The 18,676-nt window shown below is 47.4% G+C and carries 18 protein-coding genes; 5 read left to right on the forward strand and 13 right to left on the reverse strand.

Annotated features, from left to right (window positions below):
* Positions 1–30 precede the first annotated feature (30 nt).
* The 3 genes from CRO25_RS17650 to CRO25_RS17660 all read left to right on the forward strand — a co-directional run bounded on the left by CRO25_RS17650 (position 31) and on the right by CRO25_RS17660 (position 2,394).
* Complete coding sequence (locus CRO25_RS17650; RefSeq protein WP_063566271.1) at positions 31–864, forward strand: ABC transporter substrate-binding protein; 834 nt, start codon at positions 31–33, stop codon at positions 862–864.
* A gap of 103 nt (positions 865–967) precedes the next feature.
* Positions 968–1,690, forward strand: coding sequence for an amino acid ABC transporter permease (locus CRO25_RS17655; protein ID WP_064642730.1), 723 nt, complete (start codon positions 968–970; stop codon positions 1,688–1,690).
* A gap of 53 nt (positions 1,691–1,743) precedes the next feature.
* Positions 1,744–2,394, forward strand: a complete 651-nt coding sequence (locus tag CRO25_RS17660; RefSeq protein ID WP_079695865.1) for an amino acid ABC transporter permease — start codon at positions 1,744–1,746, stop codon at positions 2,392–2,394.
* A 113-nt stretch (positions 2,395–2,507) separates the two neighbouring features.
* Here the strand turns inward: CRO25_RS17660 and CRO25_RS17665 are convergent, their stop codons facing one another.
* From CRO25_RS17665 to CRO25_RS17720, 12 genes are all read right to left on the reverse strand, one after another.
* Positions 2,508–3,851 (reverse strand): FAD-dependent oxidoreductase, encoded by a 1,344-nt coding sequence (locus CRO25_RS17665; RefSeq protein ID WP_079695866.1) that lies wholly within the window; start codon positions 3,849–3,851, stop codon positions 2,508–2,510.
* Between the two features lie 48 nt (positions 3,852–3,899).
* Positions 3,900–4,754: a carbohydrate ABC transporter permease gene (locus CRO25_RS17670; RefSeq protein ID WP_079695867.1), complete on the reverse strand. Its 855-nt coding sequence runs from the start codon at positions 4,752–4,754 to the stop codon at positions 3,900–3,902.
* A complete protein-coding gene (locus CRO25_RS17675; protein WP_079695868.1) occupies positions 4,738–5,652 on the reverse strand; it encodes a carbohydrate ABC transporter permease in 915 nt (304 codons plus the stop codon). Before CRO25_RS17675 ends, CRO25_RS17670 begins: the two co-directional genes overlap by 17 nt.
* A gap of 34 nt (positions 5,653–5,686) precedes the next feature.
* Complete coding sequence (locus CRO25_RS17680; RefSeq protein ID WP_097115789.1) at positions 5,687–6,388, reverse strand: hypothetical protein; 702 nt, start codon at positions 6,386–6,388, stop codon at positions 5,687–5,689.
* Positions 6,389–6,418: 30 nt separating this feature from the next.
* Positions 6,419–7,714 carry a sugar ABC transporter substrate-binding protein gene (locus tag CRO25_RS17685; RefSeq protein WP_079695870.1) on the reverse strand — a complete coding sequence of 432 codons (1,296 nt, stop codon included), beginning with the start codon at positions 7,712–7,714 and terminating at the stop codon, positions 6,419–6,421.
* 103 nt (positions 7,715–7,817) lie between these two features.
* On the reverse strand, positions 7,818–8,585 hold the full coding sequence (locus CRO25_RS17690; RefSeq protein WP_063566278.1) for a response regulator: 768 nt from the start codon (positions 8,583–8,585) through the stop codon (positions 7,818–7,820).
* A 5-nt stretch (positions 8,586–8,590) separates the two neighbouring features.
* Positions 8,591–10,414, reverse strand: a complete 1,824-nt coding sequence (locus CRO25_RS17695) for a sensor histidine kinase (protein ID WP_079695871.1) — start codon at positions 10,412–10,414, stop codon at positions 8,591–8,593.
* A 227-nt stretch (positions 10,415–10,641) separates the two neighbouring features.
* A complete protein-coding gene (locus CRO25_RS17700) occupies positions 10,642–10,830 on the reverse strand; it encodes an aspartyl-phosphate phosphatase Spo0E family protein (protein ID WP_064642743.1) in 189 nt (62 codons plus the stop codon).
* A 247-nt stretch (positions 10,831–11,077) separates the two neighbouring features.
* The gene (locus tag CRO25_RS17705) at positions 11,078–11,587 is read right to left on the reverse strand and encodes a DUF1453 family protein (protein ID WP_079695873.1); all 510 of its coding nucleotides are present in this window, start codon (positions 11,585–11,587) and stop codon (positions 11,078–11,080) included.
* Positions 11,588–11,724: 137 nt separating this feature from the next.
* On the reverse strand, positions 11,725–11,886 hold the full coding sequence (locus tag CRO25_RS17710) for an aspartyl-phosphate phosphatase Spo0E family protein (protein WP_101749462.1): 162 nt from the start codon (positions 11,884–11,886) through the stop codon (positions 11,725–11,727).
* Between the two features lie 131 nt (positions 11,887–12,017).
* Positions 12,018–13,403, reverse strand: a complete 1,386-nt coding sequence (locus CRO25_RS17715) for a hypothetical protein (protein WP_079695875.1) — start codon at positions 13,401–13,403, stop codon at positions 12,018–12,020.
* A 272-nt stretch (positions 13,404–13,675) separates the two neighbouring features.
* A complete protein-coding gene (locus tag CRO25_RS17720) occupies positions 13,676–15,070 on the reverse strand; it encodes a hypothetical protein (RefSeq protein ID WP_079695876.1) in 1,395 nt (464 codons plus the stop codon).
* Positions 15,071–15,338: 268 nt separating this feature from the next.
* Here CRO25_RS17720 and CRO25_RS17725 point away from each other — a divergent pair, with 268 nt between their 5' ends.
* A complete protein-coding gene (locus CRO25_RS17725) occupies positions 15,339–16,463 on the forward strand; it encodes an LLM class flavin-dependent oxidoreductase (RefSeq protein WP_079695877.1) in 1,125 nt (374 codons plus the stop codon).
* A 98-nt stretch (positions 16,464–16,561) separates the two neighbouring features.
* Here the strand turns inward: CRO25_RS17725 and CRO25_RS17730 are convergent, their stop codons facing one another.
* Positions 16,562–17,143: a TetR/AcrR family transcriptional regulator gene (locus tag CRO25_RS17730; RefSeq protein ID WP_079695878.1), complete on the reverse strand. Its 582-nt coding sequence runs from the start codon at positions 17,141–17,143 to the stop codon at positions 16,562–16,564.
* A gap of 264 nt (positions 17,144–17,407) precedes the next feature.
* On the opposite strand from CRO25_RS17730, the gene CRO25_RS17735 reads away from it, so the two are divergent.
* Entirely contained in the window at positions 17,408–18,607 is a 1,200-nt protein-coding gene (locus tag CRO25_RS17735; RefSeq protein ID WP_372828885.1) for an MFS transporter, read from the forward strand.
* Positions 18,608–18,676: the final 69 nt, after the last annotated feature.

The raw sequence follows: 18,676 nt of genomic DNA on the forward strand, positions 1-18,676 counted from the left end.
ATAATCCATTTTGAAAGGGGTCTTTACCAAATGAAAAATGTATTAAAGTGGCCGTCGTTTATGCTTGTCTTGATTCTATCCCTTGTCTTGTCCGGTTGTAGCACTGGAGAGGAAAGTAGCAACAGCGGTGGTTCTGGTGGGAGTACCGAAGCCAAAGGCACGATTGAACAGATTAAAGAGCGTGGTAAGCTCATTGCCGGCGTGAAATACGACACCAAATTGTTCGGTTTGAAGGACCCCGCAAGTGGCGAAGTCGAAGGATTCGATATTGATATCGCCAAAGCACTCGCCAAACAGATTCTTGGAGACGAAACGAAGGTAGAACTGAAGGAAGTAACGTCCAAAACGCGCATTCCGATGCTGCAAAACGGCGACATTGATCTCATCATCGCAACGATGACGATTACGGATGAACGCAAGGAACAAGTGGATTTCAGCGATGTCTATTTTGAAGCTGGGCAATCCCTGCTTGTGAAAAACGACAGCGCAATTACAGGTCTCGAAAGTCTCAGCGGTGTGAAGGTACTTGCCGTCAAAGGCTCGACTTCTGCGCAAAACATTCGCGAAAAAGCCCCGGACGCCGAGGTGCTGGAATTCGATAACTATCAGGATGCCTTCACAGCCCTCAAAGCGGGTAAAGGCGAAGCTCTGACGACCGATAACATCATCCTGATCGGCATGCAGCAGACGGATAACAACTACAAGCTGGTTGGTGGCAATTTCACAAGCGAACCTTACGGCATAGCAATTCGTAAAGGCGACACAGCCTTCGTCGAAGAAGTAAACAGCCTGCTCAAAAACCTGAAGGACAGCGGTGAATATGATACGTTGCACGAGAAATGGCTGGGCAGCAAGCCAGAGTAACCCCGATTAATGATGGTTAAGCGGCGAATTCGCCTGTGATATGCAATGCGTGAGCAGGACGCAATCGCCGCTTCTACATCTGGAGAACGGAGGCTTCGCCTACATGGGCAAATTGGACTTCAGCGTACTGATCAAACATTCGGATCGATTTCTGGAAGGGTTCCTCAACACCATTCAGGTGAGCATCATGGCCTTGATTGGCAGCTTTATTCTGGGTGCAATCATGGCTATTTTTCGGATATCCCCCATCAAACCACTCAACTGGATTGGCACGGCTTTTGTAGAGTTTATCCGTAACATCCCGCTGCTGCTCGTCGTGTTTTTCTTCTATCTCGGATTGCCGGCACTCGGCATTTCACTGGATGGATTCATCTCGGGTACACTCGGTCTGACCATCTATACGGCTGCTTTCATTGCCGAAGCGATTCGAGCGGGTATTCAGACGGTCCCTCGCGGGCAGTTAGAGGCTGCGAGATCTTCCGGTCTGTCCTACGTACAGGCCATGAATCTGATCATTTTGCCACAAGCGATCAAGATTGTATTGCCGTCCCTTGGCAACCAGTTTATCAATCTGGTCAAAAACTCATCCATCCTAGCGGTCGTGGCTGGCATGGATCTGATGTATTTTGCCGATCTGATCAACTCGGATACGTTCCTGCCGCTCAGCGTCTACACCATTGTTGCGCTGTTCTACCTGGTGTTGACCTTACCGCTCAGCTTCCTGGTTCACTATATGGAGCGCCGTTTCGGACAAAGTGATGCGGATGCCAGCCGTGCCAAAGGCAAACCAAAAAAGAACAAACCAACGGGTCAGGTCACCATGTAAAACAGACATCCTTTCTAAATCTTGTCCTACTCACAGAAGGAGGCCGATGATCTATGGACTTTAGCGGGGCCTACGCCTGGCCCAACCTTCGTTTCCTGCTGCACGGATTCCTGATAACCCTGCAAGTGGCAGGGTTATCGATTGTATTCAGCTTTGTACTCGGTACGGTGCTTGGTACCGTTCGATACACCCGAATTCCGGTCCTGTCACAGATTGTGGCCGTCATCGCGGATACGATCCGCAATCTGCCGCTGCTGCTGATCATTTTCTTCATTCATATCGTACTTCCCCAGCTCGGGATCAAAATGTCCGTCTTCTGGTCCACGGTTGTTGGACTAAGTCTGTTTGAAGGCGCCATGATCGCAGAGATTGTCCGCAGCGGACTCAAATCGATCGAACGCGGTCAGGTGGAAGCCGCCCGTTCCTCCGGCCTAAGCTATATGCAGACACTTGGCGGCATCATCATGCCTCAAGCTTTGCGGCGCATGTCGCCACCGATGGTGAGTCAGTTCATCTCCTTACTGAAGGATACTTCACTGGCGATCATCATCTCCCTGCCGGAATTGATGCACAATGTGCAGATCCTCGGGGGTCAAAGCTTCGATTACGTCATCCCTGCCCTGCTGCTCGCAGCCGTATTGTACTTCGTCATCAACTACACGTTGTCCATTGTGGCACGGCGGCTTGAAGCACGAATGACTTGATGATCGGTTGACCGATGCTTCCATTACAACCCAAAGACTCCAGCTCCACTTCAATAGTGGTTTTGGAGTCTTCTTTGGATTTCATGATAGTCTGCTCGCACAGGAATCATTCCTCAAATCGCTGCTCCCTTACGGCGTAGTTCCTTTTGCAGCACCGCTACCGGCAGCTCCAACGGATCTAGCTTCATCTGAACAGCTAAAGCTGCTGCTGTTCCCGCCGCCTGCCCCGTAGCCATGCAGCTTGGAGTCAGCCTTGTCGTTGCATGGGCCTCATGTGTGGTAGAGATGCAGCGTCCCGCCACCAGCAGATTGTGAATATTGCGGGAAATCAGAGAGCGGTACGGAATATCGTATGCTCCGTCTCCTTCTATAAAAGCCGCTACGACGCCTTGACCGGAGGGATCATGAATATCAATCGGATAGCCACTTCTGGCGATTACATCGTCAAACTTTCGCCCTGCAACCACATCGTCCTTGGTCAATGCATAGTGTCCGATGATTCGCCTGGATTCACGGATACCGATCTGCGGTGCTACCGCTGAGATCGAAGCCCGCTCGAATCCAGGCACGTCACGCTGCAGAAACTCAGCGATCATCAGCACCTGTTTCCTGCCTTCCTGTTCAGCAGAGGTCAGATCCTCTGCATCTGTAGCATCCAACCCCTGCACCCGGGTGCAGTTAATCAATACTTCATCTTCGGCCGGTCCGGTAAAAAACAATACCTGATCACGATTAATCGGTACACCTGCTTTTTTCCATTGGGAATAGAAGCCGCTCACCCCGGTTAACGGAATACTGTCCAGTTCGGAGAAAGGGGTTTTGGCATAGAAATCCTCCGGGTGCTCCTGCATGTATTGCTTCACTCGTCCAAGGTCCACACCACGCATTCGGAATTTCATGGTCATCGGCTGTGACTGGTGATCGCCATCTCGCCCCTTTGCAACAGAAGCGCCCGCAAGATACGCCGCATCCGCATCACCGCTGGCATCCACGAGTACGTTCGCTTGGAGCTCCATTCGACCAGACTTGTTCGTCAGGCGTACCGCTTCTACCCGATCATCCACCATAACTACTTCATCCACGAAGCTGTGCAATAACAACCGGACACCCGCCTCCTGCAGCATCTCCGCCGCAACCACTTGATAGATCGCAGGATGGTAGGGCGTAACGGTATGCACAAATCCAACCGTATCCCGAAGATGCCCCGGAGAGCCGCCGCGCGCCTGCAGTCGGTCAACGATTTCCTGGGCGATACCCCGAATCACCTGTTCACCACTCTCCGTATGGAAGGTCATCCAAGGGTAGACCATGGCGGCAGTCGACATTCCACCAACGAACCCGTACCGCTCCACCAGCACTGTTCGAACACCTTGTCGTCCAGCAGCAATGGCTGCTGCTATTCCCGCCGGACCTCCTCCCACAACAACCACATCCACTTCTTCCTTTTTCAACCTCATCCTTATCCGTTCACTCAAGTTATCACTCCTTCTTTTCTATTGCATGGGCTACTCTTTCAGTCCTGTCATGGCAACTCCCTCAATGAAGCGCCGTTGTGCCAGAAAAAAGACAATCAGCAGCGGCAGGGTCGCCATGACCGTGGCACTCATCAGATATTGCCAGGCTGTACCCACTTCATCCGTGAACAAGGATAACCCAAGCGGCAGCGTCATCAGTTCTCGCGAGTTAATGAAAATCAACGGATCGAAAAACTCATTCCAGATTGTCACAAAAGTAAAGATCATCAGGGTAGCCATACCAGGCTTGGCAATCGGGAGCATAATACGAGCATAGATCCGGAAGCGGTTGCAGCCGTCAATCATCGCCGCTTCTTCCAGCTCGGTGGGTACCGTAATGAAGAACTGCCGCATCACAAAGATTCCAAACACGCCGCCCGCCCCAAAGATCGGGAGTAAAATCAGCGGAAGATGTGTATCAATCCACCCCAGCTGCCGCATGAACAGAAACATGGGAATAGCCGTCACCTCATGGGGAATCATCATCGCACTCAGCAGGATGAGAAATACCACATTACGTCCCTTGAACGGAATTTTGGCAAATGCGTATCCGGCGAGAGATGCAAAGAACACCGTACCCAGCACAACCACAGCAGCAATATATACACTGTTAAAATAAAAACGATGAAACGGAATCAATCGAAAGACATCGATGTAGTTCTGAAATCGGAAGGTATCCGGTATCCACTGTGGTGGATAGGTGAATATGCTCTGGGGCTCCTTGAATGACGTCGATATCATCCAGATAAATGGAACTATCATAATCAGCGAGATCAGTGTCAGCAACAAATACGTCCCAAGGGCACTCCATGTCTTACGAACCGAAGGATTAGGCATCGCCTTCATTGAACACCCACCTCTTTCGAAGCTGCCATTGCAGCAGCGTCAGAATTAGCACGATAAAAAACAGCACATAGGCAAGCGAAGAGGCGTAGCCGAACTGAAATAATTTGAATGCTTTTTCCCAAATGTAATAGACCAATACCTTCGTGCTGTTGCTCGGCCCTCCCTGTGTCATGACGTAGATCTGTCCAAACACCTTGAGCGAGCCAATCACGGTCATGACCATGGTTAGAAACACCGTTGGCGTAATCATGGGCAGCGTGACGTGAAAGAAAGTCCCCCTTCTACCCGCGCCGTCCAGTGTTGCCGCTTCGTAAAGTGAACGCGGCACCTGCTGAATGGCTGCAATGAACAGCACCATATTCAGCCCCACATTTTTCAGTACACTCGTCACAATAACCGCAGGCATCGCCAGATCCTGATTGTAGAGCCAGGCCGGACCCTTGATGCCTATCATTAACAGAAGCTGATTGATCAGTCCCGACTCTGTCGCATACATCAGCTTCCACACGATGGACCATACAATTAGCGAGGTCATGACCGGAACGAAGATGGCTGTTCGAAAAATTCCGATACCGCGCAAACTTCTGGATAGCAGCAACGCGAGCAGTAGAGCGAGCACAATGTTAAGAGGCACAAGCCCCGCAGTGAAATAGACTGTATTGGCAAGCACCTTCCAGAACATGGCGTCTGTCATCACATTCCGGTAATTCTCCAGTCCAATAAAATGATGATCCCCCAGCAGCGGCCAGTCGGTCAGGCTCATGTAAAGCGCCAAACCCATTGGAAACAGCAGCAGCAGGGTGAACCCGAGCACCATCGGTGATACAAACAGCCATCCCGCGATCTGGGCCTCTCTGGCGAGCGGACCTCTTCCTGTACGCTTGCGTGAATGGGTCACAGTCAGGCCCTCCCCTTTATCAAATTTCTTCCCTCTAGTCTGGACGGTTCAGATTGTCCACCGCATTACGAAAGGCGTTAACAGCCCTTCGCAGCTGCTCCTCCGCTCTGCCTGTTACGACCGCTCCAAGCATGATCGCCTTGACTCCGGTATTGTGCAGCACCCGAACATCCTCCGGCACCAGCTTACGCTGAGAAGGAACCAATACCGGAATTTGCGCCTGCAAGACCAGACGGCGATACTTGAGCACGTCCGCAAAGCTTAGCGGTGTACCATATTCATTCCCAGGCACAATGGATGCCTCCAGGGCGGTGAAGCCGTAATGAGCCGCTGACGTTACGATTGAAGGTTCATATTCGTCGTTGATCGCAAACGTAGGGTCCAACCCCAGGTCATCCAGCATGAAGGACGGCAAGTGATGTGCATAGATGGAATAGAAGTCAAAACCCAGCCCGGAGAGGCGCTCCACGTCCTCCCTCCGTGCTCCATCTATACTACCGGATGGTACGACCCCAAGTGGGCCGCCAAACTCGTTACGGATCGCCTGAAAAACTTCGGCATAGTTGTCCAGTGGACCAAAATGATTCCCGCTGGCGCGATGACCGACATTATAATGCACCTTCAGTGCATCAGCGCCCTCTTCAATTGCTGCCCGGGCCAAAGATAGATCGTTCTCGGGTAAGCTGACCACAAGTGACAGGGATTTCCGATCAAGCAATTCCTTAAATTTGCCCATCATGTTCACCTCCTGTTTCTATAAGATTATTTATTGTTGCAGCACGCTTTGGACCTCTTCCTGCATTTGCTTCAGATTATCCTCGGGTGTCGCTGAACGGGCGAACAGTCGGTCAAATCCCTGCAACACCGCATTGTCGATATCCTGCCAACGGATATGACCTGGAATCAAGCGCGCTTTTGGCATTTCATTAATCACCGCCTGCACAATATGCTCCTTGCTCGGATTATTCGGCTGATTAATGAACGCATCGGAGTTCAGCACAGAGGTACGCGGAGGCACAAAATAGGTGGCCGTCGCCTGAATGCCCTGCTCGCTGGCAAAATACTTCAACAGCTTCTTGGTTTCCTCCGGATGTTTGCTGTCATTGAACATGGCATATCCAGCCTGCCCCAGCATCGGTACGCTGCCCTGTGAACCGGAAGGCATGGGAGCGATACTCCACTCAAAATCCGTAATCTCTCTGGCTTTGGAAACATAGCTGTAGTTATCGAAGAACATGCCCACATTGCCAGCATCGAAACTGACCTGCTCGCCTGCTTTTGGATGCGATTCATCGGTAAACATCATGCGCTCCAGCAGTTCAAAGGTCTGTACGCCATAAGCATCGTTCCAGGTGAATTTCGTCATGCCTTCGTCGAACGGACCGCTGCCATTGGACCAGGAATACGAGGAGAGCACAGCCCAGGTCTTCCAGTCGCGAAAAAAGTTAGCGCCATAGATCCGGTTGGTCGCCTCCTTGCTGGTGATCGCCTTAGCGGACTTCTCGAACTGTTCCCATGTCCATTGCCCTTGGCTGGCAAGTGTATTCGGGTCGGTCAGGCCTGCTTTGTCGAACAGCGTTTTATTGTAGAACATGACCACCGGAGGTGTAGAAAAAGGAAGCCCCAGCAGCTGATCTCCATCACGGAACAAATCCAATGTGCTTGGTATATAATCATCCAGCTTGAACTGTGCATCGTCCTTGAACTCGGATACATCGGCCAGGATGTGATTGGATTTGAATTGTGGCACCATCCGCTCCGATATCCATGCGATATCCGGGAGAGAGCCGCCAGCGGCAAGCACCGAAATTTTTTGCTGATATTCCGCGAAAGGTACGGATTCCATCGTCACCTTAATGCCTGGATTTTCCTGCGTGAAGCCATCGATCAGCTTGTTGTATACATCCATATGTGCCTGATTGCCCCACATCATGAATTTCAGCTCAACCTCTCCATTCTCCCCGGCTGTTTGCCCAGGATCACTTCCGGAATTGGAGCTTGTGCACCCGATTGAAGCAACCATCATGAGTAAGAGTAGCAATATCAGTCCTGCTTTTTTCATGAAAATCCCCCTTATGGACTTAGTGGTATACATGTGCAACCAAAGTATAACGAAGGTATCGGCCGCTCATAAATCACGTCAATTACAGAAATGGTATGGTTTTTCAAGAACTACTGAATCGGTCACGATATTCCCCTGCTGTCGATCCCACCTGCTGCTTGAATACCAGCATGAAGTGCTTAGGACTCTGATGCCCGGATAACCTTGCAACATCATAGATTTTGAGCCCTGTGTTAACCAGCAGCCACTTGGCCCGTTCCATACGAGCCTCAGCGATGTATTCGGAGTAATTGGTTCCTGTTGCGTTCTTGAACAGTTGGCTTAGATAGGTGGGGTTCAGATGAACCAGAGCTGCTATGGTCTGAAGTCGCAGATCCCCATCGGGATGCTGCTTGATGTGCTCCTTCACATCTCGGATAATCTTCCGCGTATCTCCGCCGGAGTGCTCTGCTTTCCCAGATGGCTCAGTGACTGGAAGGGTTGAAATACCATACCTGCGATCCAGCAGCAATTGAATTTTTTGGATGCATAATGCCAGTTCATGTCGTTCAATCGGCTTCAGCAGATAGTTCAATACCCCGTATTCCATCGCCCTGCGTGCATATTCAAACTCTCCGTACCCGCTAATGATGATCATCAGCAGTTCAGGGTACATATCTCTTGCTTTGGATACGAGTGTCAGCCCGTCCATTTCACGCATGCGAATATCCGTGATCAACACATCCGGTACTTCACATCTCAGAAAATCCAGTGCCTCGGCTCCGCTCGAAGCTTCACCTGTTACCTCGAACTGAGGAGCCGCCTGTACAATCAGCTCTCTCAGTCCCTGACGGATGACCGTCTCATCCTCCACAAGCAATACTTTATACATGCGCTTCATTCCCCTTTCGGTTGAAGTTGAATGGATATCGTCACCGCCAGGCCCTGCCCGGGACTGCCATCGACGCTCAGGCCGCTGCCTTCTCCATACATGAGGCGGAGCCTTTGAGAGATATTGTTAAGTCCCAGCCTGTCCCCGGCATGACAACGCAATGCCTCATTGGAAGGCTGCCGAGCAATGGATTCATTTAATTCATCAATCTCCGCCTGAGCCATGCCTTTGCCATTGTCACGCACAATAATCAGCAGCTCATCATCGAATTTCAATGCAGATACCCAGATCACCCCGCCATCCGCCTGCCCTTCAATGCCATGGTAGACAGCGTTCTCCACCAGCGGTTGCAATACCAGCTTAGGAATCAGACACTCTGTAATGGCTTCATCGATGTCATAGATTACCTCCAGCTTGCCGTCATAACGTACCTGTTGAATGCGTACATAGGATTGTACAAAAGCCAGTTCTTCCTGAAGCGGAACCCTCCGGTCCACCTTATCAATCGTATAACGGAGCAGCTTGCCAAGTGCCGTCACCATATCAGACACCTCAGCGTGCTTCTGGCGGACCGCCATCATGTTGATGGACTCCAATGTGTTGTATATAAAATGGGGATTAATCTGGCTTTGCAATGCTGACAACTCCGCCTCTCGCTCTTGAATGCCCAACAGAAATACCTCGTTGAATAGTCGATTGATCTCTTCCATCATTCGGTTAAAACCCCGGCTAATCTGTCCGAACTCATCATTGCTAAAGTGCGCTACGCGCTGGCTAAAGTCTCCCTGCTCCACCCGAATCATATTGTGTTTCAATCGAATTAGCGGCCTCGTTATACGGTAAGATAAGAGCACCGCGAGAACTGCTACGGCCGCCATACACAACACAGCGAATCCAAACGTAAACGTGAGCATCTCGCCCGACTCCTTCTGAATAACGACAATAGGCGTAAGGCTGATCACCGAAAGTCCTGAATAGCTGGAATGGTTTTGCACGTAGAGATAGGGCTTCCCATCAAGGACAACCTTCTGGTTGCCTGCATAGCCTTGAAGCTGGCCATGCGTTAACAGTTGGTCGTAAGCGGATAGACCTCCAGCTGAGGTCCGCTCGAACAAAAGACGCTGCTTGCTGTCGACAATCATCAGGCTCGCATTTTGCTCAAAATTCAGATTGGACAAGAGTTGGCCGAAAGCTTCCAGCCGGATGTCGATCAGAATATACCCCAGTCGCTGGAGTGTACCCGGATCACGTATCTCACGGGCAACCGATATATACGGCTCTTCATGACTGCCCGTGTAATAGCTGGGTTCGTGCGGAGGAAGCAGACGCCATTCCCCTTCCGAGCCGTTAAGCTCTGCAAACCAGTCATCCTGCCTGCTGTCCCATACCGGATTCACTGACAGCGAATCCAGATTGGAGAACAAAATGCCGCTGTTGCTGATTAGATGGATGCCACGAATTTCAGGTCGGTCATACGCCTGACCGGATGTGTAGAGCTTCATTTTCAGATAATCATCGGACCGCGCCCATGTACCCGATCCCATCGGAGCATTGTATTTGCCCAGAATGCCGAGCACCATCTGATCATAGAGCGGCAAGAGCGACAAACGTTCGAAGTCCTTGAGCAGCCGATTCAGATTAGTATTAATCTGGCGAACAATATCAATGGTGAACTGCTCCGTCTTGCGATCAATCGTCTGCGAGAAATGCAGGTAATTCACCACTCCCTGCAAGCTCAGTGGCAGCAAGGTCAGCCCCAGGAACAACAGGAGCAGCTTGGTTCGCAGATTTATATTTCTCCCGAAATAACTCTGTACCTTGTCCATCATTTCCGTTCATCCCTCCCCCTCCGATCATTGTATGATCCCCCTTCACAGATCAATCTGGATATAACTGGGGTTCATCATATCCAGTTTTAAGGATCGTTGGCTATCCTGCCAACCATGGGATTGGTACGGAATTTCAAGATTGAAGCGCAGCTTTCCGGGAAACACAAAAAAGCCGACTGTATCGCTACAGTCGACTACTCTTCTATTGCATCAAAAAACCGACTGCATTATGCAATCGGTTGTCTTTTCATAAAGTGTTTTTTATATTTGAAGCGATTATATTCATTAATTAACTCGTCCAATACCATCGATTGTTGAAGGACTTTGTAGTCTTGCATGCCATGATATTCCGCCAAACGACTTAACTCATGCCTGTTCTGTTCGATTTGGTCTCTAATCTGCTTCGGTTCTCTCACAGCATGCACCCCCTCTTTTTAAAACATTTTAGGATACATTGCCAAAAAATTCATATTTTATTCCTTTGCAAAATAAAATGTTTGTTTACAGAGGAATACTTTCATAACACTACATTTTGCATTAATCCGCGAAAATCGTCACATCTACAGCATATAGATATATTCCACTCACAATAAACTACATATCGTACTCATGAGAAAATGGAGTCCCTTTACGCAAAGACTAAAGACAGAAACACATTATAAATTATGTTCCATTCGTATGCTGTACTTTGCTCGCTCTGGAGCGGATTAGAATCCCTGACACACGCACCAAAACCATAGCAGCGGTCATTAATATAAATGCAGGACCGATATTCTGAAGATCCAATTGATGCTCAATTGCATAGTGATATGCTTGCTGCGGATGATGCGTAATCCATTCCACCGGAATGATGCGTAGCAGGAATGCCACCGCCCAGACGACCACACTACCTATCCCCACTCGGGTATACCACTTACCTGCCGTCGCATCGAATTCCATACGCGTTATTCCCAGCACAATCATTCCGAACAATGCCCCTACAATCACGGCCACCAACAAAAACAGCACATTATTGCCTGTAAAAGTCATGTCTTTAAGGAATTTGGCTGCATAATAACCCATAATAACGAAAGGCAGCAATAAACGATAATAACGTACTGGCTTTCGTCCAATTGAAGTGAATACTAAAACCGCAAACATGATGATCATCTGAACCCACATGCTCGTCGTCATACGTTGTTCCCCCTGTAATTTGCTTGATTTGATGCTTTAAGCATAGCAGGGAGAACACCGCTCTAGCGTCCACAATTGGGTTGATAAGTAGGTCCACCTATAGGTGGATTTATTGAGGAGGGTAGGAGCTTTGATAACTAGTATTTCTCTATTAGTCGAATATATTTATTAATCAGTTCATCCAGCACCATAGACTGCTTGAGAACTTTATCATCATGCATGCCATGTTTCTCCACCAACCGACGCAAATGTTGCCGATTCTGCTCGATTTGATCTTTGATCTGCTTGATTTCTCTCACAGCATGCACCCCTTTTTCAACCTATTTTAGGGTACATTTATCTAAAAATTCATAATGGAATGCTTTGCAAAATTTTTGTATTAGATCTTTTAGTAGAGGTCGTTATATTGAGCAAGATTAGATCTCAGTAGTTATACACTTTTAATTCTAATTCCAAAATTTTGTGAGCTCTGGCCTTCTATTAACCTATTGTATTGTTCTTCCTGTTGGTTCGTTACATGCCTTCTGAATTTACCATATAAATCAATAGATTTAATAGACATTAGGTCATCGTTACTTGATGATGAGAGTTCCAGGCTCGTGAGTAACGTGTCAATCCCCGTTGCGTATCTTTGTTGGTTGAGCCTGTACTTCGCTAACTCATAATAAAAACATATATATCTATAATTCAACATTTGCATATTGTACGTCCCTTTTAAATGTATATCCGTGTTGAATTGTTTAATATAAGGATCGAATCTATCCAATGCAGAATCAATATCCAGTGAGTGCCGGTTAGCTGCTTGCACAATATTCACGAATGCTATTAAAATCTCATGTGGATTAGCATCAAGGTAATTCAGATAAGGTTCAATAACCTCATGGTTCCCATTCATCAAATGGTATAAATACCGATTTCCCTCCGCCCATCCTTTGAAACGTTCTATTAATTCTTGCTCTTCTTCTGTTGGATTAGAGATTTCAATAACAGTCACGTAAACATCTGTATATTCCAGAGCTTTTTCATATTGCTTACGCGCTTCACAGACACTTGCCTTCAATAAATTCGCATATGCTTTATACGTAAATATGGGGTAAAAGGCGGTTCTTTTTCTATTTTTCCGTCTTCGAGATTGAAGTTCAAGTTGAAAATCAACTTTTCGTTCCAGTTCCTCTGCCAGATCATAAACCTTATCCCAGAGATGTATTGTACTATAAACATTCGCCAAGTCTTTAATAGCATCCAGTTGTATTTCTTCATCCAATTTCTCAATATAAGGTTCCAATTGGGCTGCTGCAGCCAGATTATCGAATTTACTCATTGTTTTATGAAGCAAAAAAATACGGTACTGGCATAACGCCAACCGTTCCGAGTGCTGATATTTCTCACCTGCGGCTACGCATTCATATAAAATAAGCGCCGCTTCCTTCATTTCTTTGGAATACAGATTCTCTGCCATTTCAAACAATTCTGAAATATACGATCGATCATCTGTAACCTGATAAACCACTTTTTTAATACAGCCTAGCTTGTTAAGTTCAGCGCAGCGATACAGGAACGGTTCCAAACGCCTCCAATGAGGTGCAGCTTCGACAAAACATTCCACACTGTACATTTCGTAGAAGTATCCCTTCTCCAGCCCCATACCAGAAGTGATTTGATCCAACTGATTCATAGCCAGAGGTCTGCTGCCCTTGAGGATGGCACTTAATGTACCAACGTTAACACCCGTGATATCTGAAAATTGTTGTAGTTTATATCCTCGTTCTCTTATGTGATTCTCTATATATGTGCGTATCGTAGGTGCAAGTTTCAATTCTCCCACCCCCATCAACCAAACTAACTTAAGGATTCATCACTTCTTAATATATGTAATTTTAATCCTGAATTTTACAATGGTCAATCTGCGCAAAATAAAAAGCGGTTTACCCCCGCTTCCGGAAATAAACCGCTGTTGAAATCTCAGAGTAAATATTATATAACATTGCAGCCAAATAAGATTATAAATTTCCAGTACCATGTGTTAACGGGGTATATTTCTGATCTAAATTAATTGGATTTATATGGAATGAAAAAACAAAAATTACACTACACAAAAATATAGCCATGACTTTTTTTATTTTCATAATAATTATATACCTCCTCCATTAGATATCGGTACGTTATCTCTACTTCTTTAGATGCAAAAGACCTATATCTCTCAAAGAGAGCAACACATTGTATGATATCAGTATGATTATTAATTTTAATAGCTGAACTCAAACAAGTAACAAGGTGTAGCATCCCATCCGAATAACGATTTTGGTTAAAATGATATATTGCGAACTCAATTAGAAATTTACTGTGTAAATCATCCTTAATTTGCTCATTATACCCTTCTCTTAAAGCCCTATCACTCAAAATTGTATTAATTTTACTATCAAACTTCAAAAGGACATGATCTATGTTCATATCATAAGTGTTTGCTGCTTCTACAATTTTCACGAGAGCAGTAAGTAATTCTTCCTCATTTTGTTCAATCCAAGCCACATAAGCTGGGAGTACTTCTTTCTTTCCCATCATCAGGCTGTACAAATAGGTGTTCGCTTCAATCCAACCAATAAACATATTGATATATATCTGATCTTCCTCACTAGGATCTGCAATATTAACTATATCAGCATATTTTTGTGTATAGCCGAGTGCTTCAGTATATTTCCCACTCCACTCACTTGCATTTGCCTTGAGGAGATTCGAGTAAGCCCTATATACGAATAATGGATATGCAGTTACCCTGTTTACTTTATCGACTTTTTTCTTAGTAAAAGATTGTATTAATTCAGCTTTACGCCCCAATTCATCTGCTAGGGCGAACAGCTTGTCCCAATAACGTAGGGCTGAGTATGTATTCGCCAGGTCCTTGATCGCATCCAGCTGCCGCTCTTCATCCAGCCTATTAATATATGGCTCAAAATGAACTGCCGCCCTGAGATTTTCATGCTGATCCTGACCCAGAGATAGTGTGAAAATACGGTACTGACACAATGCGAGACGTTCAGAGTGTTGGTACTTCTCACACTCCGCGACACATTCATATAACATGCGGGCCGCTTTCTTTTGTCCGCGTTCAAGCATGCCTTCTGCCATTTCAAACAATTCGGAGATATAGGAGCGGTCATCCGTCACTTGCTGGATTATCCGCTGAATACACTCGAGCTTGTCCAACTCGGCGCAACGTTGCAGAAAAGGCTCCAGTCTTCTCCAGTGCGGTGCAGATTCCACAAAACACTCAGCGCCATAAATTTCGTAGAAATGACCTTCCTCCAGCTTCATGCCTTGGGTAATCAGATCCAGTTGAGCCATGGCGATTGGCCGCGTTCCTTTGATGATTGCACTTAACGTTCCAGCGTTCACACCCGATATATCGGCAAAGTATTGCAGGGTATAGCCCTGTTTCCTGATGTAGTCCTCAATAAAGGAGCGTATCGTAGTTGTAGGTTCCATGTCTCCCACCTCCACAATGAAAATCCATAAATTTGAATTTATATGATATGCACAATTTTAATCCTAAATTTTACAGCGGTCAATAAAAATCGTGGCAATTTCCTGCCCATTTGTCTAGGTTTGAGCGGCTTTAATCCGCCTTATAGAAAAAATCCATTAGAAGAATGCATGGCAACATGGTAAAGTTAGTTTTAGCTTGAATATCCTACTATTTCCATAGGATTAGACAACCCAGTGCTTTTCCAATCCAATCCAAGGGGATGGTTAGATGAAATTTGCCTTATTTAGTCTCATGATGAATCTTCCAAATGCCGTAACTGGTGAATCACTAACAACACAACAGAAGTTTCACAACATTTTGGAACAAGCCAAGCTGGCCGAACGGCTGGGGTTCGATGCATATGGGATCGGTGAGCGGCATGGCACACCTTTTCTGTCTTCCTCACCTCCCGTTGTGCTGACCGCCGTCGCTGCTGCGACTTCACGTATCCGGTTGCTAACAACGGTCACTGTTCTCAGTATACTTGATCCGGTACGGGTTGCCGAGGATTATGCCACGCTGGATCAATTATCGGGTGGACGGCTGGAGATGATCATCGGGAAAGGCAATGATCCTCGGCACTATCCCCTGTTTGGCATTAGCGAAGAGGAACAATGGGATTCACTCGGTGAGCGCTACGAACTGCTGAAACGATTGTGGACTGAAGAGAATGTAACCTGGCAGGGAACGTACCGCCCTCCCCTTCATGAGGTTACCACTCAGCCGAGACCACTCCAGCAATCCATTCCGATCTGGCATGGCAGCGCATCGAGCACCCGCTCCACCGAGCTTGCAGCGAAGTATGGCGAACCGATATTTAGCTCGAATTCCTTCCACCCGCAGGCAAAATATAAAGCGTTAATTGACCATTACCGGGAGCGTCTCGATTATTATGGTCATGATGCGAACCGAGCGGTGGTCGGCTCCGGGGCAGGCAGCCTGTACCTCGCGAATACACGCGAAGAGGCGATCCGTCGTTATACGCCTTATTATGAGGCCTTTCATGCTACAGCCGCTGCGCAGCACAACCAGTCACCCTTTAAGGACCTGGAGGATAACATTGCCCATGGCCCTGTACTGATTGGTAGTCCAGAGCAGGTCATTGAGAAGATCCTCAATTACCATGCTGCATATGGACATCAGGTACTGAGCATCAGCGTGGATGGACTCAGCCATGCGGAGCAGCTGGAGCAGGTAGAACGCTTCGCCCAGGATATAGCACCCGTGTTACGACGCGAAATCCCCAGTTTCATATGGAACGAGCCCCCGATCTTGAATCAGCCTCTTCCCTCTTCCACTTCGCCTTCTCCCGATTCATGGCCCCCAGCCATCTCACCGATCTTCCAGGTGTAGTTCTCAATTCTCCACACATTCCCCGTTCATCCACAAGTCTTTATGTATCCAGGGTGATTCTTGCGAATCGCCCTATCCTTCCCCCAAGATGTCTTTCTCTATGATCCAGATTTAATGCCTTCAAATAAGGAAATCAACGAACGCTGCACGAATTCAGTATCGATCGCTTCGCCAGTCACCAGCATGCGATAGAACATCGCTCCATAGACGAGGTCTATGCACAGTCCGATGTCACAATCCTTTTTCAACTCTCCCCGTTCTACACCTTTTTCGAAAATTCCCCACGCTTCGCGCCGACGAGGCTGAATGTATCTGGTTCGGTATTCTTCTGCAAGCCCTGGATCAGACTGTCCCTCTCCGACAATCTGTGTGATCACTTTTCCTTCCCGGCTGCTCAAAAAAACAACCAGATTGCTCGCATGAATGCGCACATCCTCAAATACCGATCCTGTATCCGGTACAGGTAATCTTGCCGTTGCCGCAGACATGTACCCATCCATAATGACAGCACCTTTGTTGGGCCACCATTTATATATCGTTGCTTTGCTCACCTTAGCACGTTCAGCAATTTTTTCGATCGTAATCGCTCCGAAGCCGTGTTCCAGTAATAATTCATAGGAAGCTGCAAGAATCGCATTCTGGGTTTCCACATTGCGGGGACGCCCTCTTTTGGCTGTCATCATAAACCCTCCTTGGTGTAACCAATGCATCTGTAATTCATAAAAACTATACGTTCATTATACTAAAACACCGATACATTAAACAATTTCGTTCTTACTTTACTTCGACATGAAAAATGTCCCACGCCTATTTACAATACTAAACGTTTAGTTTATTATATGCTTACGATTAGTAAACGCACCGTTTAGTAATTAACAATTTCAATACAAGTTCACTTTAATAAAAAATAATTTGAGAACATGTGGAGGGTGATACTCATGGATATGCAAACTGATGTGAAATCAAATTCAGTTCCCAGTTGGTTGATTTTACTTTTGGCTGCGGCGTGCGGACTGATTGCGGCAAACCTGTATTATGCTCAGACGGTTATAGGACCAATCAGCGTGACAACAGGGCTTTCCTCTGCTGCTGCGGGATTGATTGTGACGTTAACACAGATCGGGTATGTTATTGGCCTGCTGTTTATCGTTCCGCTCAGTGACATTCTGGAGAATAAGCGACTGGTAACTTTTTTCCTCATCATTCTAGTCGTTGCATTGATTGCCGCTGCCTTCTCTTCCCATGCCGTATTATTTCTGACTGCTTCCCTCGTCATCGGGATCAGTTCAGTCGTTGCGCAAATTCTGGTTCCCTACGCCACCTACCTCACTTCTGAGGAGCAACGCGGACGGGTTGTCGGCAATGTGATGAGTGGTCTGCTGCTGGGCATTATGCTGGCTCGGCCAGTCGCCAGTTTTATTACAAGCCTGCTCGGCTGGCAAGCGGTCTTTGTCTTCTCGGCAATCATTATCGGATTGCTTACATTGCTCCTGTCACGTGCACTTCCTGCACGTCAGCCACAACCAGCGATGAAGTACGGACAATTAATTCTGTCATTGGGCTCCCTGCTCAAAACATTCCCCATGCTCCGCCGCCGAGCTCTCTATCAGGCCAGTCTGTTTGGCGCCTTCAGCTTGTTCTGGACTACAGTTCCCTTGCAGCTCGCCAACGAATATGGCATGTCTCAGCAGGGAATTGCCTGGTTTGCACTGGCTGGTGTTGGGGGTGCCATTGCGGCACCTATTGCCGGAAGATGGGCGGATAAAGGTTTAACCCGCATCTTAACCGGACTCGCCATGGTCATCGCGGTTGCATCCTTTGGGCTTGCCTATCTGTTCCAGGGTCACTCTACCGCTACCCTTATTTTGCTTGTGGTCGTTGCCATCACACTGGATATGGCAGTCTCGGGTAATCTGGTGCTGGGACAACGCATCATTTATTCGTTGAGCGAAGCAAGAGGACGCGTAAACGGGATATTTATGTCGATCTTTTTTGTAGGGGGCGCAATTGGATCATCTCTTGGCAGCTGGTCCTACGCACATGGAGGTTGGAGTCTCACCACACTGATTGGTCTGTTGATGCCTCTACTGGCACTCGTATACTACTTAACGGAAAAGAAAGTTACCGTCGTCAGTAACCCGTAACCATCCTTCCATATGTAAACAAAACAAAGGGCAGAGTGATCTTGAGGATCAGCTTCTGCCCTTTTCTTG

It is taken from the genome of Paenibacillus sp. RU5M (assembly GCF_900221055.1).
Taxonomy (GTDB): Bacteria; Bacillota; Bacilli; order Paenibacillales; family Paenibacillaceae; genus Paenibacillus; species Paenibacillus marchantiae.